Origin of the sequence: Azospirillum picis, from assembly GCF_017876115.1 — a bacterium.
In the GTDB taxonomy this organism is placed as follows: Bacteria; Pseudomonadota; Alphaproteobacteria; order Azospirillales; family Azospirillaceae; genus Azospirillum; species Azospirillum picis.
Window position 1 is genome coordinate 180,100 of the sequence record NZ_JAGINO010000005.1, and the last position, 25,019, is coordinate 205,118.

Genomic DNA, 25,019 nt, shown 5'->3' on the forward strand with positions numbered 1-25,019 from the left:
CGGCCCGTCACAGTTCGGCATCCTCCAGCAGTGTTGCGAGGACCGGGCCACCATGCCCGGCTCCGATGGGGTGGCCGTCGACGGATACGAGCGGCCTCAGGCTCAGGCTGTTGGTGAGGAACGCCTCTTCTGCACGGGCGAGGTCGTCGGGACCGAGCGGCGCTTCCTCCGCGCCATGCCGGTCGATGACGAGCGCGCGGCGGATGCCGGGAAGGGCGCCATCGGACACCGGTGGGGTCAGGATGCGGCCGCCGATCACCAGGAAGAGGTTGGCGACACTGGATTCCGCCAGCCGGCCGGCCCCGTTCAGCAGCAGCGCCTCGTCGCCGCCCCGCGCCGCCGCCTCCTGCCGCGCCAGGATGGAATCGAGATAGTTCAGGGATTTCAGCCGCGACAGCGGCGAATGCTCGTTGCGGCGGGTGCAGCCGGCGATCACCGCATGCACCGGGCTGGTCAGGTGCCCCGCCGGGACGAGCGTCATCAGCAGCGTCGGACGAGCATCGGCCGGCGGCAGGACGCCGCGGGCGCCGGTGCCGCGCGACAGGGTCAGGCGCAGCGCCCCGTCGGCGACGTCGTGGGCGGCAACCAGCGCCCTCATCCCGGCTGCCAGAACGGCAGCGTCGTGCGGCAGTGGCAGGTGCAGCAGGGCGGCGCCGGCCGCCAGCCGGTCGAGATGGCGCGGCAGGTGGCACGGCGCGCCATCCTTGACGCGGATGGTCTCGAACAGCCCGTCGCCGAGGGTGAAGCCTCGGTCGGCCGGATCGATCCACGCCGCACCCGATGCGACCAGACTCCCGTTCAGCCAGACCGTCATGCCCGGCCCTCCCCCGCCGAACCGCCCGCCGGCAGGTCACCGACCGCCAGCAGTTGCGGCCTGATCTTGATGCGCATCTCGTCATACTCCGCCGCCGGGTCGGAATCGGCGACGATGCCGCCGCCGGCCTGGGCGATCACCGCGTCCGGCGTCACCGACAGGGTGCGGATGACGATGTTGCTGTCCATCGCCCCATCGAAGCCGATCCACACCACGCTGCCGCAATAGGCGCCGCGGCGGGCGACCTCCAACTCGTCGATGATCTCCATGGCGCGGATCTTGGGGGCGCCGGTGATCGAGCCGCCGGGGCAGGCGGCGCGCAGCAGGTCGACCGGCCCCAGCCCGGGACGCAGCCGCGCCGTGACCACCGAGACCAGGTGATGGACGCTTGCGAAGCTTTCCAGCCCGTAGAGCACCGGGACCTTGACGCTGCCGATCTCCGCGACGCGGGCGAGGTCGTTGCGCAGCAGGTCGGTGATCATCAGGTTTTCCGCCCGGTCCTTCACGCTGGCCACCAGCTCGGCCGCCGCCGCCGCGTCGGCGGCAGGATCGGCATGGCGCGGACGGGTGCCTTTGATCGGCCGCGTCTCGATGCGGCGATCGGCACCGAGGCGGATGAAGCGCTCCGGCGAGGCGCCGACGACCTGAAGGCGCGGGCCGCAATTGAGAAAGGCGGCGAAGGGGGCCGGGCTCAGGCGGCGCAGCCGCTCGTACAACGCATAGGCATCGGCGCGTGCGTCGGCCTCGGCCAGGAAGCGCTGGGTGAAGTTCGCCTGGTAGATGTCCCCGGCGCGGATATATTCCAGCACCCGCCCGACCCGGGCGAGATAATCGGGGCGCGCCAGTTCCGACCGCCATCGGATCGGGGACGGGCCGGCCGAGGGGTCCGGTGGTGCCACGGACAACCGTTCGGCCATCCGGCGGGCGCGGGCCTCCGCCTCCGGGCGGGCGGCGATGACCCAGGCGCGCCGTTCCTGCCGGTCGAAGGCGGCGACGACGTCGTAAAGCCCGATCGCCATGTCCGGCTGGCCGCCAGGATTGCGGTGACGCGAGCGTATGCCCTCAAGTGCCGTTCCGGCTTCGTAGCCGATCAGGCCGACTGCCCCGCCGGTGAAGGGCACCGGCCCGCCTGGAGGTGCCGGCCATGCGGCCAGCGCCGTGGCGAGCAGGTCGAAAGGGTCCCCTCCCACCGGCGCGCCATCCAGCATGACTTGGCTGCCCACGGCCTCGATTGTCCGGACCGGTTCCGCAACGATATAGGCGTGGCGGCCGTGCAGCGGGTGTGGCGCCGCGCTGTCGAGCAGCATCGCCCAGGGTTCGGCGGCAAAGTGCCGGAACAGGGCGGCTGGGTCGCCGCAGGAAATGGATATGGTCAGCATGGGCGTGCCCGGATGGCAGGGGCGCTCACATCAAGATGGTGGCGCCGCCGTCGACGACCAGGACATGGCCGTTGACGTAGCTGGCGGCGGCCGAGGCAAGGAACACCGCGGCACCGGCGATCTCCTCCGGCCGGCCCCAACGGCGCAACGGCGTGCGGTTGGCGAAATAAGCACCCCGTTCCGGATCCGTAGCGATCGCCGCATTTGTTTCGGTGGCGAAAAAGCCGGGAGCGATGGCATTGCTGGTCAGGCCATGCGGCCCGTATTCGGCGGCGAGCGCCCGCACCATGCCGGCAAGGCCGGCCTTGGCGGCGGTATAGATCGCATCGTTGGCCCGCGCGATCTGCCCGGCGACCGAGGTGACGGCGATCATCCGGCCATAGCCGCGCGGCAGCATCAGCCGTGCCGCCTCGCGCGACAGGATCAGGCCGGAAACCAGATCGACATCGAGCAGCGTGGAAATCTCGTCGTCGGACAGCTCGGTCAGCGGCTTCCGGTTGCGCTGCCCGACATTCTGGACCAGCACGTCGAGCCGGCCATGCTCGCGCCCGATCCGTGCGAAGGCGGCCCGTGCCGCCGCCCGGTCCGACACGTCGAAGGCGAGCACCGAAGCGGTGCCGCCGGCCGCCGCGATGTCCGCAGCGCCGGCCTCCAGCGGCGCGGCGGTGCGGCCGTTCAGCAGCACATGCGCCCCGGATCCCGCCAGAGCGCGGGCAATCTCAAGGCCCAGCCCACGCCCGGACCCGGTGACGAGCGCCACCTGTCCGGCAAGCGAGAACGTCGACAGGTAGGGAGGAAGTGTCGCGGCCATGTCTGCCCCCATCTGTTGGAACAGGGAATGGTTTACCAGAGCAGCCGACCAACTGGGCAGCCTTTTGCCCGCCGGCGGGTTGCGCCGTGGATGTGGCTTGAGGCGGGACGGGACGCACCGGACGACGGCACGCGGGCGCTCTTCACCGTCCATGGTCCCGGACGGTCGGCCAGACAGGTGATCCGCGACGAACAGGAATTTGCGTGGCGGTAACCGTCGGCCCCGACGGACCGGTGCCCTGAACCCGCCTTCCCCAAATGACTGCGGCGCCGCTCTCCCCCACTCGGGGAAAAGCGGCGCCGCAGGTCACCAGGGTCGGGAAAGAAGGGGGCCGAAGCCCCCTCGCCGAAGCCCCCTTAGTGCACCGAGGCTTCACGCCCCGCACCGGCCGGCACGGCGGCGGGAACGGCGGACGGCACCGCCGACAGGGCGAAGCCGAGCGGCGGACGCTCCGGCGCCTTGAAGCCGTGGGCGCGGTCTTCCTCGACCACGGTGCCGTCGAGCGCCAGGCGGCCGTCCACCACGGACAGGGCCATGATGGTCCTGCCGTCAACCTCCTCGTCGAGCAGGCGCTCGGCGATCGGATCCTCGACCAGCCCCTGGATCGCCCTCTTCAACGGGCGGGCACCGAAGGCCGGATCCCAGCCGAGGTCGCCCAGCCGCCGCTTGGCCGCGTCATCGGCGACCAGCGTGACGTTGTGCTCTGCCAGCCGCTCGTTGACGCGGGCGAGCTGGATGTCGACGATCCGCGCCATCTGGTCGCGGCCCAGCCGGCGGAAGATCAGCACGTCGTCCAGCCGGTTGAGGAACTCCGGCCGGAAGGCCTTGCGCACGGCGTCCATCACCTCGACCCGGGCGCCGGCCATGTCCTCGTCGTCCTGCAAGGCGCTCAGCGCCTCGGCCCCCAGGTTGGAGGTCATGATCAGGATGGCATGGCGGAAGTCGGCGGTCCGGCCCTGGCCGTCGGTCAGCCGCCCATCGTCGAGTGCCTGCAGCAGGACGTTCAGCACGTCGGGATGCGCCTTCTCCACCTCGTCCAGCAGCACGACCTGATAGGGCTTGCGCCGGATGCGCTCGGCCAGCGACCCGCCGTCGTCATAGCCGACATAGCCCGGCGGCGAGCCGATCATGCGGCTGACGGTGTGCTTCTCCATGTACTCCGACATGTCGAGGCGGGTGATCGCCGTCTCATCGTCGAACAGGAACTGGGCCAGCGCTTTGGCCAGCTCGGTCTTGCCGACGCCGGTTGGCCCCAGGAACAGGAAGGAGCCGGTCGGCCGGCCGGGATCCTTCAGCCCGGCGCGGGCGCGCCGAACCGCCTTGGCGACCGCGCGGACGGCTTCCTTCTGGCCGACCACGCGCTCGCCCAGCTTGTCCTCCATGCCCTTCAGCCGCTGGCGCTCGCCTTCCAGCATCCGTTCGACCGGGATGCCGGTCCAGCGGGTGACGACCGCGGCGATGTCCTTGGCCGTCACCTCGTCACGCTCGGTGCTGGCGCGGGATTCGGCGTCCGCCAGACGCTTCTCCAGGTCGGGGACCACACCATAGGCGAGTTCGCCGGCCTTGGCCCAGTCGCCGTCACGCTGCGCGCGCTCCAGCTTGGTGCGGGCCTGATCCAGCTCCTCCTTCAGGCGACGGCCCTCGGTGCGCCGCGACTGCGAGGCGCGCCACTCCTCTTCCATCGAGGACTGGCGGGCTTCCGCCTCGACCAGTTCGCCTTCGAGCGCATGCAGGCGCTCCTGCGAGGCCACGTCCGGCTCGGCCTTCAGCGCCTCGCGCTCGATCTTCAACTGGGCGACGCGGCGGTCGACGGCGTCGAGCGCCTCGGGCTTGCTGTCGATGGCCATGCGCAGGCGGCTCGCCGCCTCGTCGACCAGATCGATCGCCTTGTCCGGCAGCCGGCGGTCGCCGATGTAGCGCGAGGACAGGGACACCGCCGCGACCACCGCCGCGTCGGCGATGCGTACGCCGTGGTGCACCTCGTACTTGCCCTTGATGCCGCGCAGGATCGACACCGCGTCGTCGGCCGAGGGCTCGTCCACCGTCACCGGCTGGAAGCGGCGGGCCAGGGCGGCGTCCTTCTCGATGTATTTGCGGTACTCGTCCGGGGTGGTGGCGCCGACGCACCGCAGCTCGCCGCGCGCAAGCGCCGGCTTCAGCATGTTGGCGGCATCCATCGCCCCGTCGGTGCGCCCGGCCCCGATCAGCGTGTGCAGCTCGTCGATGAACAGGATGATGCGGCCGTTGGCCTCCTGCACCTCGGCCAGAACCGACTTCAGCCGCTCCTCGAACTCGCCGCGGAACTTGGCGCCGGCCAGCAGCGCCGTCAGGTCGAGCGCCAGCACGCGGCGGTCCTTCAGGCCCTCCGGCACGTCGCCGGAGGCAAGGCGCTGCGCCAGCCCCTCGACCACCGCGGTCTTGCCGACGCCGGGGTCGCCGATCAGAACGGGATTGTTCTTGGTGCGGCGCGCCAGCACCTGGATGGTGCGGCGGATCTCGTCGTCACGGCCGATGACCGGATCAAGCCGGCCTTGGCGCGCCTCCTCGGTCAGGTCGCGGGTATAGCGGGCCAGCGCCTCGCCGGCGGTCGTCTCCGCCTCGTTATCGGCGGGATGGTCCTTGCGTTGGGCATCGGCGGCGGCGGCCAGAGCGTCGGCATCGATGCCGGCACGGCGGAACAGCGCGCGCAGCGGTCCGCTCTGGCGGGCCAGGCTTTCCAGCAGCCGCTCGGCGGTGACGAAACGGTCGCCCCCGGTCCGCGCCGCGGAAACGGCACCCTGCAGCACGGCGGCCAGCGCCGGCGACATGTAGAGCGGCTGCGGCCCCTGGTCGGCACCCGGCTGCACCGGTGCGCGGGAGAGCTGCTCCTCGGTCGCGCTCTTCAGCAGGTCGGGATCGCCGCCGGTGTCGCGCACCAGGCGCGAGGCGACGCCGCTGGCGTCCTCCATCAGCGCCTTCAGCAGATGTTCGGGAAGAAGCTGCTGGTGCCGCTCGGCGAGGGCGGCGATCTGCGCGGCCTGAATGACACCGCGCGCGCGGTCGGTGAATTGACCGAAGTCCATCCGGCACTCCGTGTATCCTGGTGTCCCGCCCAGCGATCCGGCGCGGGAGAAGCCCCCTTCCGGCCCGCTCGATGCGCGGCCGCCAGCGGCTTCATCGAAGAAATGGTTAACGTGGCGTGCCCGATCAAGAGGGGTGCCGGCCAGGGCCCGCGTGCCCCGTTCGGGCCATATTGACAGCCGATCCCTTCCCCCGCCTTCATACAGCCGCGTTATCGGTGGCGGGACGGTACCATGGACCTGCGGCAGCTTCGCTATTTCCTGGGCATCGTGGAACAGGGCTCGATCTCCCGTGCGGCGGAGGCGCTGCACGTCGCCCAGCCGGCGCTCAGCCTGCACCTGAAGCGGCTGGAAGAGGATTTCGGCTGCCAATTGCTGCTGCGCACCGCCCGCGGGGTGGTGCCGACCGAGAGCGGACGGCGATTGGCCCAGAGGGCGGCGGCGTTGGTCCAGGCTGTGGACGGCCTGCGTGACGAGGTGCGCGCGGTCGAGGCGGTGCCGGCCGGGCCGGCGACCGTCGGCATCCCGACCTCGTTGGGGCCGGTGCTGACGGTGCCGCTGGCGCTGGCTGTGCGCCGCGCCCACCCGCAGATCCAACTGCGCGTGGTGGAAGGGCTATCCGGCCATATGCTGGAATGGATGCTGTCCGGCCAGCTCGACCTTGCGCTGGTCTTCGGCACCAGGAACATGGCCGGGCTGGAAACCGAGCCGGTGGCACGGGAAAAGCTGCATCTGGTGGGGCCGGCCGACGACCCGCTGCTGCGCGACCGGGCCGCCATCCCCTTCGCCGAGGCGCTCGCCCTGCCGCTCATCCTGCCCGGCAGGCCGCACGGCGTGCGGGAGGAGGTCGAGCATGCCGCCCTGCTCGCCCGCGGCGCCGTCAACGTGGTGATGGAGATCGACGCGCTGGAACAGATCAAGGCGCTGGTGGCGGAGGGCTGCGGCTACACGGTGCTGTCGGAGCGGGTGGCCCGCTACGGCACGGTCGCGGGGCGGCTGGCCGGGCTGCCGATCGCCGACCCGCAGATCGACCGCAGCATCATGCTCGCCCATGCGGCCGCCCGGCCGATGACGGTGGCGGCGCGGGCCGCGCACGGCATCCTGCGCGGCATCCTGGCGGAGCTGACGGTCGACGGCGGCTGGCGGTGACCTCCGTTCCACGCTCATCCGGAGGGGTTGCCACAGGGATTTTACAAGGGACCATTTTTGCCGCAGAGATGCCCGGTCCACGGCCTTGATACCGCCGGAATGCGGCGATACCGTGCAGCCCACGCCGCAGCCGCCCCCCGTGGAACCATGCACGACATCGTCATCCAAGTCCTCGGCGTCGCGGGGCTTCTCGCCCTCGTCAGCTTCCTGCCGCCGCTCGCCGCCCGCTTCCGGATGCCCTATACGGTGCTGCTGGCCGGGGTCGGCGTCGCGCTGGGAGCCGTGATCCAGACCTTCGCCGGCATGCCCGGCAAGGGGCCGTTCCACGACTTCCTCGCCTCGCTGGCCGAGCTGGACGTCTCGTCCGACGTGCTGATGCACGTCTTCCTGCCGATCCTGCTGTTCGAGACGGCGCTGGCGGTCGACGTGCGGCGGCTGTTCGACGATCTGGGGCCGATCCTGCTGATGGCGGTGGTCGCGGTGTTCGTCTGCACCTTCGCCGTCGGCTATGCCGTCAGCCTGTTCACCTCGCTTGGGCTGGTCGCCTGCCTGCTGCTGGGCTCCATCGTCGCCTCCACCGACCCGGCGGCGGTCATCGGCATCTTCCGCGACCTCGGCGCGCCGCGGCGCCTGACCACCCTGGTCGAGGGCGAGAGCCTGCTGAACGACGCGGCCGCCATCGCGCTGTTCACGCTGCTGCTGGAGATGCTGACGCGCAAGGCCCAGGGCGGGGCCGGGGCGGCGGCGCTGGATTTCCTGCGCGACTTTGCCGGCGGGGTGGTCACCGGCTATGTCTGCGGCCGCATCGCCTGCATGCTGGTCGAGCCGGTGCGCAACCAGCCGATGGCGGAGATCACGCTGACAGTGGCCCTGGCCTACCTGTCCTACGTCCTGGCCGACCATTATGTCGGCGCGTCGGGCGTGGTGGCGGTGGTCACGGCGGCGCTGGTGATCGGCTCGGTCGGGCGTACCCGCATCTCCCCCGCCACCTGGGGGGCGCTGGAGCATGTCTGGCAGCAGCTCGGCTTCTGGGCCAATTCGATGATCTTCCTGCTCACCGCCATCCTGGTGCCGCGGCTGATGGCGGACGCCGGCTGGGCCGAGGTCGGGCTGGTGCTGGTCGTCGTCGCCGCCGCCTTCGCCGCCCGTGGCGTCGTGCTGTTCGGCCTGCTGCCGCTGCTGTCCTGGGCCGGGCTGGCGCAGCAGGTCAGCCACTCCTACAAGGCGGTGATGCTGTGGGGCGGCCTGCGCGGGGCGGTGTCGCTGACGCTGGCCCTGGCGGTGACCGAGAATTTCCGCGTGGCCGACCGGGTGCAGAGCTTCATCGCCGTCATGGTCACAGGCTTCGTCTTCGTCACGCTGTTCGTCAACGGCACGACGCTGCGCTGGCTGATCGGCGTGCTGAGGCTGGACGAGCTCACTCCGGTCGAGCGCGCCATGCGCAACCGGGCGCTGGCCCTGTCCACCGACACCATCCGCGACCGCGTCGCCGCCGTCGCCAAGACCTACGAGGTCGATGCCGTGGTCAAGGACGTGATGGTGGCGCGCTACGAGGAGCGGCTGAAGCGGATCGACCAGGAACGGCACGAGGAAACCGCCCTGACCGACGAGGACCGGGTGACCATCGGGCTGGTGATCCTGGCCAACCGCGAGGAAGAGCTCTATTACGCCCACTTCTCCGAAGGGGTGGTGTCGCGCGCGGTGATGGAGATGCTGGCCGGGCGCTCCAGCCGGCTGCTCGACGCGGTCAAGACCCATGGCCGGAACGGCTACCGCGCCTTCGAGGAGCCCTTCATCGCCTTCTCGCCCTGGATGCGGGTGGCGAGCTGGCTGCAGCGCCGCTTCGGCATCCATCGGCCGCTGGCGCGCCGCCTGTCGATGCGCTTCGAGGTGCTGGTCGCCGTGCGCACCGTCCTGCGCGAGCTGCTCGCCTTCACCCGCGACCGCCTGGCCCGCGTCCTCGGCCAGGACGTGGCGTTCGAGCTGGAAGGGCTGCTGGTCGGCCGGCTCGGCATCGTCGAACAGGCGCTGTCGGCGCTGAAGCTGCAATATCCCGACTATGCCGTCGTGCTGCAGAGCCGCTATGTCGGCCGGGCCGCGCTGCGGCTGGAGCAGGCGGAATACCGGGCCATGCACGCGGAGTCGATCATCAGCCAGGAGGTGCTGTCCGACCTGGAGCGCGACCTCGACCAGCGCCGCCGCGTGCTGGAACGGCTGCCCAGGCTGGACGTCCGCTTCGACGTGGCGGAGCTGGTGCGCCGCGTGCCACTGTTCGCCGACCTGCCGGCGGAGCGGGTGGCGACCATCGCCACGCTGCTGCGCGCCCAGCTCGCCCTGCCCGGCGAGACCATCGTCCGGCGCGGCGAGCGCGGCGACGCCATGTTCTTCATCGCCTCCGGCGCCGTCGAGGTGCTGGTGCCCAACCTGGCGGAACCGGTGAAGCTCGGCACCGGCGACTTCTTCGGCGAGATGGCGCTGCTGACGCGCCAGCGGCGCAATGCCGACGTGCGTGCGCTCGGCTATTGCCAACTGCTGGTCCTTGATGAGAAGGATTTCCGCCGGCTGGTGCAGAAGGACGCGGACCTGCGTGCCCACATCCAGGCGGTCGCCGAGGCGCGCCGGCAGCCGACCCAGTCGTCCCCGGCCGTCCCGGCGGTGAGCTGACCGGACGGGGAAGGACTTTTCCATGAACGAGTCCGCGACAGGCGGACAGCCCTGGCTGCGCCTGATGCCGGGTCTTTTCGTGCTGCTGTGGAGCACGGGCTTCATCGGGGCGAAATACGGGCTGCCCTATGTGGAGCCTCTGACCTTCCTGCTGATCCGGCTGGGGCTGGTCGCGGTGGTGCTGGCGCTGGTGGCGCTGGCGAGCCGGGCGCCCTGGCCGAAGGACTGGCGCTCGGCCGGGCGCATCGCGCTGGCCGGACTGCTGGTGCACGGCGTCTATCTCAGCGGCGTCTTCCTCGCCATCGCCCACGGGCTGCCGGCGGGGGTGACGGCGCTGATCGTCGGCATCCAGCCGCTGCTGACCGCCGCGCTGTCCGGACCGCTGCTGGGGGAACGGGTGAGCGGCCGGCAATGGGCCGGACTGCTACTCGGCCTGATCGGCGTCGGGCTGGTGGTGCGGGAAAAGCTGGCGGTGGACGCCGAGCATCTGGCCGGCATCGGCTACGCCGCGGCGGCGCTGGTCGGCATCACGCTGGGCACCCTCTACCAGAAGCGCCACGGTGCGGGAATGGACCTGCGCAGCGGCACCGCCATCCAGTATGCGGCGACCAGCCTGGTGCTGGCGGTGGTCGCCCCGCTGACCGAGACCATGCAGGTGCAGTGGACGGGGGAACTGGTCTTCGCCCTGGCATGGCTGTGCTTCGTGCTGTCGGTCGGCGCCATCTTCCTGCTGTTCGCGCTGATCCGGCGCGGGGCCGCGGCCAAGGTCGCCAGCCTGTTCTACCTGACCCCGCCGGTCACCGCCCTGGTCGCCTGGGCGATGTTCGGCGAACGGCTCGGTCTCCTGGCGCTTGCCGGCATGGCGGTGGCGGTGTGCGGCGTGGCACTGGTCAACCGCCGTTAAGGCTGCAATGGTCCCCGACAGGGGCGAAGGCTTTCACCGCCGCGAGGGTGCCGCCCCTCCTCCGGTTTTCGGGGAGAAGGGCAGGCAGTGCGAGGCTAGCCGTGGGAGAGGATGGCGACGTCCTCGGCATGGCTCGGCGCAGTGCCTCGCCCCCAGCGCGATATAATGCCCACGCCGCCGCCGGGTCTCCGGGCAGCGTGCCGGCCGGACAGCCGAGCGTGGCCACGTTTGGTATTGCGATACCGCCGAACGTATCGAAACAGGTCAGTTGGGCATCTTTTCCGGCTTCAGCCGCCGCGGTCGGCTATTGGTCGATATGCTGCTGCCGGGCCAGCGACAGGGCAGCCCATGTGAAAATCGATTCTCAGTGCCTGAGATAAATCGCCAGTTTCAGCCTCGGGTCATCATTGGCCTGGAAGGTCGTGTATTCAAAAGTTACGGGGCCGTCCACCGGGTGGTGCAGCAGCTTGGTGCCGGAAACCGGCACACTGATGTCATGGAGCTGCCACCAGGCGTCGAACTCGGAGCATTCGGCGCGGATCCGCTCGACCAAGTCACTGAATTCCGTGTCACCGGCCCAATGATCATGCGCGGTCCGGAAGAGCGACACGATGCGCTTGGCCTCCTTCGTCCAGCCTGTGCCGAACAGGCGCCGCGCTTTCGGATCGGTGAACATGAAAAGCAGGATGTTGCGATCTTTGACCGGCGTGCGGGCGAAGTCGCCGAAGAGCTCGGCCGCCGCACTGTTCCAGGCAAGGACATCCCAGCGTTGACCCGTCACATACGCCGGATGTGGCAGGCTTTCGACCAGACGACGGAGTGAGGGCGGAGCGACCTCCCGCAGGAAGGGGGGGCGTTTCTCCTTGCCGACCAGCGAACGGAGATGCGCCTGTTCGATCGCATCCAATTCAAGGGCGCGGCTCAGGGCTTCGATGGTCTCGTCGGACGGGGAGACAGCGCGGCCCTGTTCCAGTTTCACATACCACTCGACGCTGATGCCGGCGCGCTGAGCCACCTCCTCGCGCCTTAGCCCCGGCGTGCGCCGGCGGCGATGGGCTGCCAGCGCGCCCCCGTCAAGCTGGAGCCGTGCCCGGCGGGAGCGCAGGAAATCGGCGAGCTCCTGGTTGGTCTTCATGCCCGCTCCGAGCGTGGTACGTGTGAATACCAGTATTATACCAGCTCTGTTTAACCTCGTCGCGCACCTTACTCTCCTTCACAACCAACGAGGAGAACGGTCGTGAAGGCAGCCATTCTGAGAGAATTCGGATCACCGCTGATGATCGGGGACATCGCCGATCCAACGCTCGGCACGGGAGAGGTGGTCGTCGATGTCGTGGCAGCGCCCGTGCTGTCCTACACCGACGAGGTGTTCAGCGGAGCGCGCAAGTATCTTCTTCCGACACCCGTCGTGCCTGGGTGCGGGGCGATCGGGCGGGTTCGGGAAGTCGGTCCCGATGCCACGAGATTGAAGACCGGCGACTGGGTCTTCTGCGATCCGACGGTACGTTCGCGCGACGATGCCCTGATGCCGGACATCACCCTTCAGGGCTGGAGCGCCCGCGGAGACGGTGGCAAGAAGCTCCAGCGGTATTTCAGGGATGGTTCCTTTGCCGAGTGCATCCGCGTACCGACCGAGAACGCCGTTCCCGTAGGCGACCTTGAGCCGGCGGACGCCGGCCGCTGGTGCGCGATCAACACGCTGATGATTTCCTATGGCGGCTTGCTTGCCATGGATTTCAAGCCCGGCGAAACGCTGCTCGTCAGCGGCGCCACGGGCAATTTCGGCAGTGCCACGGTTGCGGTCGCACTGGCGATGGGGGCTCGCTCGGTCGTCGCACCGGGGAGAAACGAGAAAATCCTGGACGACCTGAGGCGCCGCTTCGGTGAGCGGGTCGTACCGGTACGGCTCTCCGGCGAGGCGGACCGCGACAGCCAAGCGATGATGCGGGCGGCCCCTGCCCCCATCGACGCGGTTCTCGACTTCCTCCCCCCTTCAGCCCCCGCAAGCGTCGCCCGTCTCGCAATCATGACGGTGAGACCTTATGGCCGCGCCGTGCTGATGGGAGGCGTCGGCATGCTGGGCGGAGAGGATCTTGCGCTGCCATATCCCTGGATCATGCGGAACAATATCTCGATCCTGGGACAATGGATGTACAAGCCCGACGCCGTTGCGGGCATGGTCGGGCTTATCCGCAGCGGCCTGCTGGATCTCGATCATTATGCGGTGACCGAATTCCCCCTGGAACAGGCGAACGAGGCCGTCGTGCATGCGGCAACCAACTCCGGTCCTTTCAAACTCACTGTCTTGCGGCCGGCGCCGTAGCGTTGCGTGTCGTTTCAAAGCACTCCTCGGTCGGTCGGGGTCAGGGCAGATTCCGCACCCGCCGACCCGGACGGCCGCCGAAGCCCATCAGGGGCTACGCTCAGCGCGTCCTGTCCGCCGCAAACCCGGAGGCAAGCTCGCGCGTCCTGCCGACCGTCGCGAGGTAGCCGGGGATGCCGCCCCGCCGCGAGGCGCCTGCCTCCGCAGAGCGGGAGAGGGTTTGGGAGGGGTGAAGCCAGCGCCCCTCTCCCGCGGCAGGCGCGGCAGGCGTCAAGGCGCCGGCGGGATGCGGGCGACGAAACGGCCCTTCACGCCGTCGGGCCACTCGCGCCAGGGCACCACGCCGTCAACCGATCGGCCATAGAGCGCCAGATAGTCGACGAGCGCCTGCACCGCCGACTGGTCGGGGACGAGGTCACCCAGCACATAGCCCATGCGGCCGGGGGAGCGGATATGGACGGCGCAGGCCCGGCGGCAGTTCATCAGGCAGCGCATGGTGGTGACGGTCGGACCACCCTCCTCCGGCCTCGGCCCCACCTCGCGCGAGGTGGCGAGCGCGCCCTGCAGCAGGGCTGCGAACATGGCGCCGGTCCAGACGTCGCCGCCCTCTCCGGCGGCGGTCGGACGGCAGGTTTCGCAGACGACGACGTCAACAGGCATGGCGGGACACTCCACGGTCGGATTTCGGAGGCAGGGTGGGGATCACCAGCGGCACGCCGGCCGCCTCGGTGACCGCGAAGGGGATGCCGTAGGCTTCGCGCAGCAAGGCCGGGTCGAGGACAGCCGGGGTCGGGCCGGCGGCGCAGCCGCCGCCCGGCTTCAGCAGCACCAGATGGTCGCAGCAGCGGGCGGCCAGCGACAGGTCGTGCAGCACCACGAGGACGGCACGGTCACGCTCCACCGCCTCGGCCCGCAACACCTCCATCAGGCGCAACTGGTGCCCGGGGTCGAGCGACGCGGCCGGCTCGTCGGCGAGCAGCAACGGCGCCTCGCCCGCCAGCACGCGGGCCAGCATCACCCGCGCCCGCTCGCCGCCCGACAGGCCGGTGACCGGGCGCTGCGACAGGCCGTCGATGCCGGTCGCGGCCATCACCCGCTCGACCGCGGTGTGATCCTCGGGGCGCAGCCGGCCGAGCGGTCCCAGATGGGGCAATCGCCCCAGCTCGACGGTGCGGCGCACCGTCAGCGGCCAGTGGACGGCATGGCCCTGCGGCAGGAAGCCGACCAGCCGGGCACGCTCGCGTGCCATCGTCGGCAATGGCCTGCCGTCGAACAGGAGGCTCCCGCCCCGAACGGTCGCATCCTGCGGCGGCAGCCCGGCGACCGCCCGCAGGAGCGTGGACTTGCCGACGCCGTTCGGGCCGATCAGCCCGGTGACGGCGCCGCAGCGGGCGGTGAAACCGACGCCGTCGAGGAGGGCACGGCCGCCCCGATGGACGGAAAGGGCACGCACGGTCAGCATGGCTCAAGGCACCTCGCGGTTCAGGCGCAGGATCAGCGTCAGGAAGAAGGGGGCACCGATCAGCGCGGTGACCACGCCCAGCATCACCTCCTGCGGTGTCGGAATCAGGCGGATGGCCAGATCGGCCAGCGTCACCAGCACCGCGCCACCGAGCGCGCTCGGCAGCAGGAGGCGGCCCGGCTCATGGCCGACCAGCGGGCGCAGGAGATGCGGCACCACCAGCCCGACGAAGCCGATGGAGCCGGAAACCGACACCGCCGCCCCCACCGCCGCGGCCGTGCCGCCCACCACCAGCAGGCGCAGCCGCAGCAGGTCGACGCCCAGGCTGCGGGCCGTGTCCTCCCCCAGCGACAGGGCGTCGAGCCCTCGCCCGGCCGCCAGCAGCATCCCGCCGCCGGCGAGGATGAACGGCAGCGCCAGCAGCGCATCGCCGGGCGTCCGGTCCTTCAGCGATCCCATCAGCCACAGCAGCATCTCGGTCACCGCATAGGGGTTGGGCGCGAGGTTCAGCGCCAGCGAGGTCAGGGCAACCGACAGGCTGGACAGCGCGATGCCCGACAGGATCAGCGTCAGGCTGCCGCCGTCCTGCGGTCCCGCCCGCGCCGCCACGGCCAGCAGGATGCCGGTGGCGGCCAGCGCCCCCGCCAGCGCCATGCCGGGCAGGGCCAGCGGCGACAGGGCCGCCAGCCCGAAATAGAAGGCGACCACCGCCCCCCGGCCGGCGCAGGAGGACACCCCGAGCAGTCCCGGCTCGGCCAGGGGGTTGCGCAGCAACCCCTGCAGGGCCGCCCCCGACAGGCCGAGCGCCGCCCCGACCTCGATCCCCAGCAGGACGCGGGGCAGGCGGATCTCGATCAGGATCGCGGCGATCCGGGGATCGCCGCCTCCCGCCAGCGCGGACAGCAGCTCCCCCGGGCCGAACGCGACAGACCCGACGGACAGCCCAGCCAGCGCCGCCGCCAGCAGGAGCAGCCCGAGGGCCAGGGGAAGGGGGAAGGAGAAGCGCATGGCCTTACCCCTACTCATGCAAAGCGGGCAGGCGGCGCAGCCCCTGGGCCAACGCCTCGGCCGCCTCCACCAGGATCCAGCCGCTGCAGATCCAGGTCCGGCCCGGCACTTCGACCGATGGCGTCGCCGCGGCGCGCGCGGTGAAGGCCGGGTGGGCGCCGAAGGCGCGGCGCAACGAACGGTCCGGGCTGTCGAAGAAGCTCGTCAACAGCAGGTCCGGCGGCGCCATGACGAACTGCTCCAGGTCGTAGCCGGTCCAGCCGCGGCGACCGTCGGCGGTCGCGCGGTTGGCCAGCCCGTTGGCCTGCATCACCGCGTCGACGAAGGTGCCGGCCGCAGCGCTGCCGCCGCCCGGCCGCAGGTAGAGCGCCTCCCGCCCCGCTCCCGCCGCCTGTGCCCGCAGGACCGCCAGACGGGCGCGGGTCGCGGCGTTCAGCGCCTCGCCGCGGCCGGGATGGCCGAGCGCTTCGGCCACCATGCGCGTCGTCGTCTCCACCTCCCCGAAGCTCTCGACGAGCGGGATGCGGACGACGCGGATGCCGAAGCGCTCGAGCAGGGCCATCGTCTTGTGGTCGCTCCAGGCATCGGCCAGCACCACCTCGACCCCGGCAGCGACATAGGATTCGGCGGCCGGCCGCAGCCGCGGATGACCGGCGGCTTCATCGGCCAGCAGCGAGAGCCAGCGGTCGCCGGCCTGCGGCGACAGCGCCGCGATCTGTCCGGGATCGGCCAGCGCCAGCAGGTACTGGTCGCCGCAGACGGTGGCCGACGCCGCCCGCGGGCCGGCAGCCCCGGCAACGGCGGGCGTCGCCGCCAGCAGGACCGCTGCCAGAAGGATCGGGCGGCTCATCCGCCGCACCGGAAACCGCGGCCTGCGCGATCCCGCGGATCGGGATCCAGCCCGAGGTAGCGCTGGCGGAAAGCGTCCCACATCGACAGGCGGGACCAGTCCGGCTCCTTCAGGATGCGGTCGCCCTCCCCGAGGAACGGGTTGGGGAAGACCATCGTCATCTGCTGCTCGCCGGCACCGTTGAACAGGCGCAAGGCCCAACTCCGCGGGCCGCCGTCGCCCAGCACCCGGTACAGCTCCGCCCGGGCGGTGCGGCGGATGCGCGCCAGGTCCGGTGGGGTCGGGTTGCCCGGCGCGCCCCGGTGCGGCCCGATGCAGAGATGGAAATGCCAGGCGCCGAAATCGACGGTAAGATAGCCGTCGAACAGCGTGACCTTGCGCGGGGCATTGGGGGCGCGGATCTCGAAAACCGCCCCCTGGACCAGGCTGCCGAAGACGATGTCGCGCCACCACACCTCGAAGGCGTCCTTCAGCAGGGCGAACAGGAACTCCTGGCCGGTGGGCAAGGGAAAGATCTCGACCCTGCCGGTGCCCGGTTCGTCGGCGACGATGGGGAGCGCCGGAAAGGCCGGTGAGGTGGCGGTGGAACCGTGTGTGGATGTCATGGCGGGATCTCCCGGTCAGAAGCGGGCGGACAGGCCGGCATAGCCGGAGCGGCCGGGCGTGGCGTGGCCGCGGATCTCCTCGTAGCGGCGGTCGAACAGGTTCTCGACGCGCCCCTGTAGGGTCAGGTTCTCGGTCAGCGCGTAGGACAGCCGCAGGTCGGCGGTGAGGAAGGCGTCCGACTCCCCGCTGTAGCCGGCAGTGACGCCGCGGTAGCGCAGCCCCAGGCTGGCATGCGCGTCCGGCCTGAACCGCCAGCCGACGACGGCCGTGCCCTGGTGCAGCGGACGGCTGCGGATGCGCTCCCGGCTGTCGGCGTCGATCACGTCCTGCCAGGTGTAGGCGGCACGCAGGTCGATCGTGGCGGTCGGCCTCGCCGTCAGCTCCAGCTCCAGGCCGCGCGCCCTGGTGCGGCTGGTGTTGACGTAGCCGCCGCCGGAGCAGGCGCCGCCGGACGGTGGCGAGTAGACCCAATCGATCTGGTCGCGGGTACTCGCCTGGAACCAAGTGGCGCCGGCGGTCAGCCCGCCGCCGAACAGCGACTGCTCGATCCCGGCATCCCAGCCGCGGCTGCGTTCGGGCCGCAGGTCGGAACGGCCGTAGCAGGGGTCGAAGCGCTCGTAGAGGGAGGGCGGCTGCCAGGCGGTGCCGTAGCTGGACCGCAGCGTGGTTCCGCTCGCCCCGACCGTGTAGGCGGCACCCAGGCGCCAGGTGCCCCTCCCGCCGAAAGCGCTGTGGCGGTCGCCGCGCAGCGTGGCGGACAGGTCGAGTGCCGGCAGCGGCGTGACGCCCGCCGTCGCAAAGGCGCCGCCGCGCCAGGTGTGGCTGTCCATGTCGGGAGCGAGGGGAGCGAAGCCGGGCGTGTGCTGCTGCATGCTTTCGCGCGTGGCGTCGGCGCCGTAGCCGAGGGTGACGGTGTCGGACAGCGCCGCGGTGGCGCCATAGTCGAGCCGCGTCTTGTGGCCGTCGTAGGTGTCGTCCTTGGTCCCCTCCCCCCGGTACCGCCGGGTGACCAGGCTGTTGGCGATGCCGAAGCCATGGACCAGCCGTCCACCCAGGCTGTCGAGCCTGCCGCCCACGCGAACGAACCGCTCCGTTTCGTCGCGCGACCAATCGACGTCGCGGTCGTCGGCATCGTAGGTCAGGTGCTTGCGCTGGTAGCGGGCGGTGGCGTCGAGCCGCAACCCGTCCGTGGCCTGCAGCCCGATGCGGCCGGCGGCCGACCATTGGCGGAAGGGGTCCTTCTCCACCCCGCCGCGCTCCTTGCTGAAGTCCGAATAGCCGCCCGACCGCGTGCCGGCGAGCGACAGGCGGTAGTCGAGCCGGTCGTTGAGCCCGGAGACGGACGCATTGCCGCGCCAGGTGTCGTCGGCGCCATATTCGGCGCCGGCGGTTCCGGCGAGGGGTTCGGTCGGGCGCTTGGTGGTGATGTCGATCACCCCGCCGCCGGTGTCGGGGCCGAAGCGTCCCGGCTGGGGGCCGCGCAGCACCTCGATGCGCTCGATGTCGCCGGTGGCGAACTCGCCCATGGGATATTGCGACTGCGATTGGCTGGTGTCGCTCATCTCGATCCCGTCGATGAAGACGCGGGTGTTGCGCGGGCCGAGGCCGCGGATCGACAGGGTCTCCGCCCCGCCCGGCGCCTGCCGGCCCGACAGGGTGAGGCCGGGAACCAGCCGCAGGGCGTCGTCCAGCCGGTTGATCTGCTGCTGCCGGATCTCGTCGGCGGTGACCTCGCTCGCCGCGGCGGTCGCACGATCCTGCGCCACCTCCGCCGCCGTCGGGGCCGGGGCCGGGGCGCCGACCGGCAGCCGGTCCAGGCGGACCTCCTGCGCGTCCGCCGGATCGGAGGCCGCGCACAGGGCCGGCAGGAAGAGAGCCGGGGCGATGCCCCGAAACAAACTGATGATGCTGTTGCGCATCGCACGCCACGTCCTGCTGCGGGCACGAACGCGCGGGACCGTTCGGAGAACCGCCCGTCAAGCGGAATCCCGGTCGCGCATCCGCACCCGGCCCGTATCGGGCCGTTGAACGGACGCTGCCCGAACGCCGGCCGCGGACGCAAAGCGCCCCTGAACCGGGTCATTCGATGACGACTGGCTGTTCGAAGGAGGTGGGTCCTCGGGACCCGCTTCGGAAACCGGCCGCGGCAACGTCGATGGACGCGTCACCACAACGGGTTTCCCGCACCCACGGCACACCCCGACCGTAGGCAAAGTGACGCCGTCTGCGGCAGGTCTCCTGGCTCGCGGGTCGTCATCGCTGCCGCCTTCCCGACCGGGTCCGAAGACCGCCGGCCAGTGGCCTGATGGCACCGACTCGCCGCTCACAGTTGCGGGGACAGCCACGGCTTGGATGGGGAAACCCCGTCCTTCCGTCGTTCCCTTTTAATCCCCTGGCCCAAGGCCGTGGGGAACCGCTGACGATGCCCATGGTGATAGAAGCGGCAGGCACGCTTGTCAATGGACAGCCGTCTCCACCGCAGGGCAATCGCATATGGCGATAATCGCCCTCTCCCGCCCCGGGAGAGGGAGCCATAGGCGACAGCCGCGGTCTCCCCCGATCCCAGCCCTTCCGGCTGGCGGGGCGGCGACCGGGCCGCTATACCGGCAACGATGCCCATCGCCACGAGAGAGCATGGCCGGATGATGACAGCGCACGCGCGCCTGATGGCCATGTCGCGGCTGGACAGCACCGAGGACGCGCGCGACCTTTCCGGCATCCTGCTCCACCGGTGCAGCGCCGGTTCGGCCTGTTACAGCGAGGGGCTGGGATTGACGCCGCAGGCCCTCGGCCGCCTGCTCGGCACCTGCTTCCCGGCGGCCGGGGCCGGCTGGACGCCGGGCACCTGCTTCGCCGCACACATGCGCCGGCTCGATGGTGGAGCTTGCCCCCGCTGCCGGAACCACCCGGCAGCCCTTCTCCCGGCCCCCATCCCGCCCCCGCCCCGCCTGCCGCGCGACGAGGAGGCCTTCCGCGACCTGCTGCTGCGCAGCCGCGACGGCACGTCGCCGCTGGCCCCGGCCCTCGCCAGCCTGATCGCCCGGGCCGCCGTGGAAAGCGATCATCTGTGGTGCAGCCTGGGGCTGGCCGAGCGGCCGCATCTGGCGGGCCTGCTCGCCCGCCATTTCCCGGCGCTGGCCGCAGCGAACACCGGCGGGCTGCGCTGGAAGCGCTTCTTCTACGAGCGCCTTTGGGCGGAAGGGCGGCCGGCCTCCTGGGAAACCATATGCGACGCCTGCGCCCATTACGGCGAATGCTACGGCGACGGGCATGCTCCGCCATCGCGGGCGGCCACCCGCCGTCCGTGACCCTCCGCGCGCGCCCGATGCGGTGCGCCTGCCGCCTCGAACCGGCCGGCCAGCCAGGACGGACCCGCGTCAGCCGGCGATGCCTGTCAGCAGCGCCTCGTGGAAGCGGTCGGGCGCCTCGATCTGCGGGGCATGGCCCAGGCCGGGGAACTCGACCAGACGGGCGCCCGGAATGGCCTTCGCCGCGGCGCGGCCAAGCTCCGGATAATCGCCCAGGCGCTTGGCGACCTCCTCCGGCGCACGGTTGGCGCCGGGGGCGGTGCGGTCGGTCTGCCCGATCATCAGCAGGGTCGGAACGGATATCCGGCCGAACTCGTGCACCACCGGCTGCGTGAAGATCATGTCGGAGGTCTGCGCCTGGTTCAGCGCGACGACGTCCCTCCCCGACCCCGCATACATTCCGGCCAGCATGGCGACCCAGCGGTCATAGTCGGGCTTCCACCCGCCGCTGTAGTAGAATTTCTGCTGATAGGCCTTGATGCTGTCGAAGCTGGTCTTCAGTTCGGTGCCGTAGAGCTGGTCGATGGTGGCATAGGGGACGCCGGCCGCCTGCCAGTCCTCCAGCCCGAGCGGGTTGACCAGCACCAGCCGTTCCACCGCCTGTGGATGGCTCAAGGCGAAGCGCGCGGCCAGCATGCCGCCCATGGAGTGGCCGACCACGATGGCACGCTCGACCCCCAGCGCCGCCAGCAGGCCCTTCGTGTTCGCGGCGAGCTGGTCGAAGCTGAACTGGTAGCCTCTCGGCTTGCTGGAAGCGCAGAAGCCGATCTGGTCCGGCACGATCACCCGGTAGCCGGCGCCGCCCAGCGCCGCGATCGTCCCCTCCCAGGTGGCGCCGCAGAAATTCTTGCCATGCAGCAGCAGCACCGTCCTGCCATTGGCCGCCACGGTCGGCGCCACGTCCATATAGGCCATCGACAGGCTCTGCCCTTGCGACTGGAAGGAGAAGCGCTGGACCGGGTGCGGGTATGCGAAACCCTCCAGCTCCGGGCCGTAGGCCGGTTGGGCCGCACCGGCCGGCAGGGCCGATGCCGCAAGCGTCAGCGCAAGGACGGAGAGGGTCAGGCGGTGCATCGTGGCGGGCTCCGAATGGTCGACGGTGCGGTGGTGCCGGAGGAGGCGCGGCCAAGCACGCTTCCCGCCCGTCCAACAGGGCGCCGCGCCGCAACGTCGCGGCGCCGGCATCGGAAATGCGCCGGCGCGGCGAGATTTCACTGGATCGTTCGCGTCGTCAGCAATCTAATCTGTCTGACAAATAAGAATAGGTACGGGAAGGAAGCGATGGTGGACACGCTCGATTTCGGCAGCTTCGACTACGTCATCGTCGGCGGTGGAACGGCCGGCTGCGTGCTGGCCAACCGGCTGTCCGCCGATCCCGACGTGACGGTGCTGCTGCTGGAGGCCGGCGGCAAGGACAGTTGGGTGTGGCTGCATATCCCCGCCGGCTACCTGTTCTGCATCGGCAACCCGCGCACCGACTGGTGCTTCAGGACGGAATCCGAGCCCGGACTGAACGGCCGCAGCATCCACTATGCACGCGGCAAGGTGCTGGGCGGCTGCTCGTCGATCAACGGAATGATCGCCATGCGCGGCCAGGCGCGCGACTACGACGAATGGGCCGGCCTCACCGGCGACGATCGCTGGAGCTGGAAGGAGGTGCTGCCGGTCTTCAAGGGCAGCGAGGATTACTGGCGCGGCGCCGACGAGATGCACGGGGTCGGCGGCGAATGGCGCGTCGAGCGCCAGCGGCTGCGCTGGGACCTGCTCGACCGCTTCGCCGAGGCGGCCCACCAGGTCGGCATCCCGCACTCCGACGACTTCAACCGGGGCGACAATCTCGGCGTCGGCAGCTTCGAGGTGAACCAGAAGGGCGGCATCCGCTGGAGCGCGGCCAAGGCCTTCCTGCGCCCGGCGCTCAGTCGGCAGAACCTGAAGCTCGCGACCGATGCGTCGATCGACCGGCTGGAGATCGCCGACGGCCGCGTCACCGGTGTCCGCTTCACGGTCAAGGGCGAGCCGGCACGGGCGACCGCCCGGGTCGAGACGGTGCTGGCCGCCGGCGCGATCGGCTCGCCGGCCATCCTGCAGCGGTCCGGCGTCGGCCCGGCGGAACATCTGCGGGCGCTCGGCATCCCGGTGGTTCTGGATGCGCCCGGCGTCGGCGGCAACCTGCAGGACCACCTGCAGCTCCGCATGGTCTACAAGGTCGACGGCATCATGACGCTGAACAAGCGGGCCGGCAGCCTGTTCGGCAAGGCGATGATGGGGCTGGAATACGCCCTGTTCCGCCGCGGCCCGCTGACGATGGCGCCGAGCCAGCTCGGCGTCTTCGCCAAGTCGGGACCGGAGGCCGAGACCGCCGACCTCGAATACCATGTGCAGCCGCTGTCGCTGGAGAAGTTCGGCGATCCGCTGCACGCCTTCGCCGCCTTCACCGCCAGCGTCTGCGACCTGCGCCCGGCCTCGCGCGGGACAGTGCGCATCACCGCCGCCGACCACCACGTCAATCCGGCCATCGCGCCGCGCTACCTGAGCCATCCGGCCGATCGCGCCAAGGCGGCCAGGGCGCTGGCGCTGACCCGGCGCATCGTCGCCCAGCCGGCGCTCGCCCCCTACCGACCGGAGGAATACAGGCCCGGCCCGGCCTTCCGGACAGAGGAGGAGCTGGCCCGAGCCGCCGGCGACATCGGCACCACCATCTTCCACCCCGTCGGCACCTGCCGCATGGGCCGGGCCGACGACGCGGCGGCGGTGACCGATCCGGAGTTGCGGGTGAAGGGCCTGCGGGGGTTGCGCGTCATCGACGCCTCGATCATGCCGACCCTCACCTCCGGCAACACCAACACGCCCACGGTGATGATCGCCGAACGCGGCGCCGCCCTGATGCGGGCGGAGCGCCGCGCGGCCCTGCGGGGCTGACGGCCCCGCAGGGCCGTCAGCGCGCGTCCTACTTCAGGAAGGGCAGGTTCAGCCCCTGCTCCCGGGCGCAGTCGATGGCGATGTCATAGCCGGCGTCGGCGTGGCGCATCACGCCGGTCGCCGGGTCGTTCCACAGCACGCGCCCGATCCGCTTGGCCGCGGCCTCGGTGCCGTCGCAGACGATGACCATGCCGGAATGCTGGGAGAAGCCCATGCCGACGCCACCGCCATGGTGCAGGCTGACCCAGGTGGCGCCGCTGGCGGTGTTCAGCAGCGCATTCAGCAGCGGCCAGTCCGACACGGCGTCGGTGCCGTCCTTCATCGCCTCGGTCTCGCGGTTCGGGCTGGCGACCGAGCCGCTGTCGAGATGGTCGCGGCCGATGACGATCGGGGCCTTCAGCTCGCCCGTCCTCACCATCTCGTTGAAGGCGAGGCCGAGGCGATGGCGCTGTCCCAGCCCGACCCAGCAGATGCGGGCCGGCAGGCCCTGGAACCGGATGCGCTTGGCCGCCATGTCCAGCCAGTTGTGCAGGTGCGGGTCGTCGGGGATCAGCTCCTTGACCTTGGCGTCGGTCTTGCGGATGTCCTCCGGATCGCCGGACAATGCCGCCCAGCGGAAGGGACCGACGCCGCGGCAGAACAGCGGCCGGATGTAGGCGGGGACGAAGCCGGGGAAGTCGAAGGCGTTCTCCAGCCCCTCCTCCTTCGCCATCTGGCGGATGTTGTTGCCGTAGTCGACGGTGGGGATGCCCATGGCGTGGAAGGCCAGCATCGCCTCGACATGGACGCGCATCGACTTGCGGGATGCTGCGGCCACCGCGGCCGGCTGGCTCTCGCGGGCGGCCTCCCATTCCTCCAGCGTCCAGCCCTGCGGCAGGTAGCCGTTGACCGGGTCATGGGCGGAGGTCTGGTCGGTGACGATGTGCGGCCGGGCCTTCAGGTCGGTGCCGGCGCGGCGCGCCAGCTCGGGGAAGACGTCGGCGGCGTTGCCGAGCAGGCCGACCGAGATCGCCTCGCCCCTGGCGCAGGCGTCGTTGATCCAGGCCAGCGCCTCGTCCAGGTCGGCGGTGTGGCGGTCGAGATAGCCGGTGCGCAGGCGCATCTCGATGCTGCTGGGGCGGCATTCGACCGCCAGCATCGACGCGCCGGCCATGGTCGCGGCCAGCGGCTGCGCCCCGCCCATGCCGCCGAGGCCGCCGGTCAGGATCCACTTGCCCTTCAGGTCGCCGTCGTAGTGCTGGCGCCCCGCCTCGACGAAGGTCTCGTAGGTGCCCTGGACGATGCCCTGGCTGCCGATGTAGATCCAGGAGCCGGCCGTCATCTGGCCGTACATCGCCAAGCCCTTGCGGTCTAGTTCGTTGAAGTGGTCCCAGTTGGCCCAGCGCGGCACCAGGTTGGAGTTGGCGATCAGCACGCGCGGCGCGTCGGCATGGGTGCGGAAGACGCCGACCGGTTTGCCCGACTGCACCAGCAGCGTCTCGTCGTCGTTCAGGCTCTTCAGCGCGGCGACGATGCGGTCATAGCTTTCCCAGTCCCGGGCGGCGCGACCGATGCCGCCATAGACGACCAGCTCCTGCGGCCGTTCCGCCACATCGGGGTCGAGGTTGTTCATCAGCATGCGCATCGGCGCCTCGGCGAGCCAGCTCTTGCAGCTCAACTCGGGGCCGTGCGGGGCACGGATGACGCGCTGGTTGTCGAGGCGGGATGACATTGCGGTCGGTCTCCTGACGGGAGGGATGGGCGTGTTGTGCTGACTCTTACCC

19 protein-coding genes and 1 riboswitch are annotated in these 25,019 nt (G+C 70.8%); of the genes, 6 read left to right on the forward strand and 13 right to left on the reverse strand.

Features of this window, described 5'->3' with window-relative positions:
• Positions 1-7: 7 nt before the first annotated feature.
• The 4 genes from J2850_RS09660 to clpB form a co-directional block, all read right to left on the reverse strand.
• A complete protein-coding gene (locus J2850_RS09660) occupies positions 8-814 on the reverse strand; it encodes an aminotransferase class IV (RefSeq protein ID WP_209981023.1) in 807 nt (268 codons plus the stop codon).
• Entirely contained in the window at positions 811-2,193 is a 1,383-nt protein-coding gene (pabB, locus tag J2850_RS09665) for an aminodeoxychorismate synthase component I (RefSeq protein ID WP_209981024.1), read from the reverse strand. Before pabB ends, J2850_RS09660 begins: the two co-directional genes overlap by 4 nt.
• Before the next feature lie 25 nt (positions 2,194-2,218).
• Positions 2,219-3,004: an SDR family oxidoreductase gene (locus J2850_RS09670; RefSeq protein ID WP_209981026.1), complete on the reverse strand. Its 786-nt coding sequence runs from the start codon at positions 3,002-3,004 to the stop codon at positions 2,219-2,221.
• Between the two features lie 356 nt (positions 3,005-3,360).
• Entirely contained in the window at positions 3,361-6,066 is a 2,706-nt protein-coding gene (clpB, locus tag J2850_RS09675) for an ATP-dependent chaperone ClpB (RefSeq protein WP_246512948.1), read from the reverse strand.
• A 231-nt stretch (positions 6,067-6,297) separates the two neighbouring features.
• On the opposite strand from clpB, the gene J2850_RS09680 reads away from it, so the two are divergent.
• The 3 genes from J2850_RS09680 to J2850_RS09690 all read left to right on the forward strand — a co-directional run bounded on the left by J2850_RS09680 (position 6,298) and on the right by J2850_RS09690 (position 10,780).
• Positions 6,298-7,212 (forward strand): LysR family transcriptional regulator, encoded by a 915-nt coding sequence (locus J2850_RS09680; RefSeq protein ID WP_209981029.1) that lies wholly within the window; start codon positions 6,298-6,300, stop codon positions 7,210-7,212.
• Between the two features lie 147 nt (positions 7,213-7,359).
• Positions 7,360-9,876 (forward strand): cation:proton antiporter, encoded by a 2,517-nt coding sequence (locus J2850_RS09685; RefSeq protein WP_209981031.1) that lies wholly within the window; start codon positions 7,360-7,362, stop codon positions 9,874-9,876.
• 22 nt (positions 9,877-9,898) lie between these two features.
• Positions 9,899-10,780: a DMT family transporter gene (locus J2850_RS09690; RefSeq protein WP_209981033.1), complete on the forward strand. Its 882-nt coding sequence runs from the start codon at positions 9,899-9,901 to the stop codon at positions 10,778-10,780.
• Positions 10,781-11,144: 364 nt separating this feature from the next.
• On the opposite strand, the gene J2850_RS09695 is transcribed toward J2850_RS09690, so the two are convergent.
• Positions 11,145-11,915 carry a helix-turn-helix transcriptional regulator gene (locus J2850_RS09695; RefSeq protein ID WP_209981034.1) on the reverse strand — a complete coding sequence of 257 codons (771 nt, stop codon included), beginning with the start codon at positions 11,913-11,915 and terminating at the stop codon, positions 11,145-11,147.
• A gap of 102 nt (positions 11,916-12,017) precedes the next feature.
• Between J2850_RS09695 and J2850_RS09700 the strand changes: the two genes are divergently transcribed.
• Positions 12,018-13,103, forward strand: a complete 1,086-nt coding sequence (locus tag J2850_RS09700) for an alcohol dehydrogenase catalytic domain-containing protein (protein ID WP_209981036.1) — start codon at positions 12,018-12,020, stop codon at positions 13,101-13,103.
• 270 nt (positions 13,104-13,373) lie between these two features.
• On the opposite strand, the gene J2850_RS09705 is transcribed toward J2850_RS09700, so the two are convergent.
• Genes J2850_RS09705 through J2850_RS09730 form a run of 6 tightly spaced genes read right to left on the reverse strand, consistent with a single transcriptional unit; the run spans position 13,374 to position 18,948 of the window.
• Positions 13,374-13,763 (reverse strand): DUF1636 domain-containing protein, encoded by a 390-nt coding sequence (locus J2850_RS09705; RefSeq protein WP_209981038.1) that lies wholly within the window; start codon positions 13,761-13,763, stop codon positions 13,374-13,376.
• The gene (locus J2850_RS09710; protein WP_209981040.1) at positions 13,753-14,565 is read right to left on the reverse strand and encodes an ABC transporter ATP-binding protein; all 813 of its coding nucleotides are present in this window, start codon (positions 14,563-14,565) and stop codon (positions 13,753-13,755) included. Before J2850_RS09710 ends, J2850_RS09705 begins: the two co-directional genes overlap by 11 nt.
• A gap of 3 nt (positions 14,566-14,568) precedes the next feature.
• Positions 14,569-15,573: a FecCD family ABC transporter permease gene (locus tag J2850_RS09715; RefSeq protein WP_209981042.1), complete on the reverse strand. Its 1,005-nt coding sequence runs from the start codon at positions 15,571-15,573 to the stop codon at positions 14,569-14,571.
• Between the two features lie 10 nt (positions 15,574-15,583).
• On the reverse strand, positions 15,584-16,423 hold the full coding sequence (locus J2850_RS09720) for an ABC transporter substrate-binding protein (protein ID WP_211113848.1): 840 nt from the start codon (positions 16,421-16,423) through the stop codon (positions 15,584-15,586).
• Positions 16,420-17,028 carry a DUF7676 family protein gene (locus tag J2850_RS09725; protein ID WP_209981046.1) on the reverse strand — a complete coding sequence of 203 codons (609 nt, stop codon included), beginning with the start codon at positions 17,026-17,028 and terminating at the stop codon, positions 16,420-16,422. Before J2850_RS09725 ends, J2850_RS09720 begins: the two co-directional genes overlap by 4 nt.
• A gap of 15 nt (positions 17,029-17,043) precedes the next feature.
• The gene (locus J2850_RS09730) at positions 17,044-18,948 is read right to left on the reverse strand and encodes a TonB-dependent receptor plug domain-containing protein (protein WP_209981048.1); all 1,905 of its coding nucleotides are present in this window, start codon (positions 18,946-18,948) and stop codon (positions 17,044-17,046) included.
• Positions 18,949-19,240: 292 nt separating this feature from the next.
• Positions 19,241-19,462, reverse strand: a riboswitch (cobalamin riboswitch).
• A gap of 209 nt (positions 19,463-19,671) precedes the next feature.
• Between J2850_RS09730 and J2850_RS09735 the strand changes: the two genes are divergently transcribed.
• Positions 19,672-20,337, forward strand: a complete 666-nt coding sequence (locus J2850_RS09735) for a nitrogen fixation protein NifQ (protein ID WP_209981050.1) — start codon at positions 19,672-19,674, stop codon at positions 20,335-20,337.
• Positions 20,338-20,406: 69 nt separating this feature from the next.
• Here J2850_RS09735 and J2850_RS09740 read toward each other — a convergent pair whose 3' ends face one another.
• Entirely contained in the window at positions 20,407-21,411 is a 1,005-nt protein-coding gene (locus J2850_RS09740) for an alpha/beta fold hydrolase (protein ID WP_209981051.1), read from the reverse strand.
• A 207-nt stretch (positions 21,412-21,618) separates the two neighbouring features.
• Here J2850_RS09740 and J2850_RS09745 point away from each other — a divergent pair, with 207 nt between their 5' ends.
• Positions 21,619-23,256: a GMC family oxidoreductase gene (locus J2850_RS09745; protein ID WP_209981053.1), complete on the forward strand. Its 1,638-nt coding sequence runs from the start codon at positions 21,619-21,621 to the stop codon at positions 23,254-23,256.
• Between the two features lie 28 nt (positions 23,257-23,284).
• On the opposite strand, the gene hutU is transcribed toward J2850_RS09745, so the two are convergent.
• The gene (hutU, locus tag J2850_RS09750) at positions 23,285-24,967 is read right to left on the reverse strand and encodes a urocanate hydratase (protein ID WP_209981055.1); all 1,683 of its coding nucleotides are present in this window, start codon (positions 24,965-24,967) and stop codon (positions 23,285-23,287) included.
• Positions 24,968-25,019: the final 52 nt, after the last annotated feature.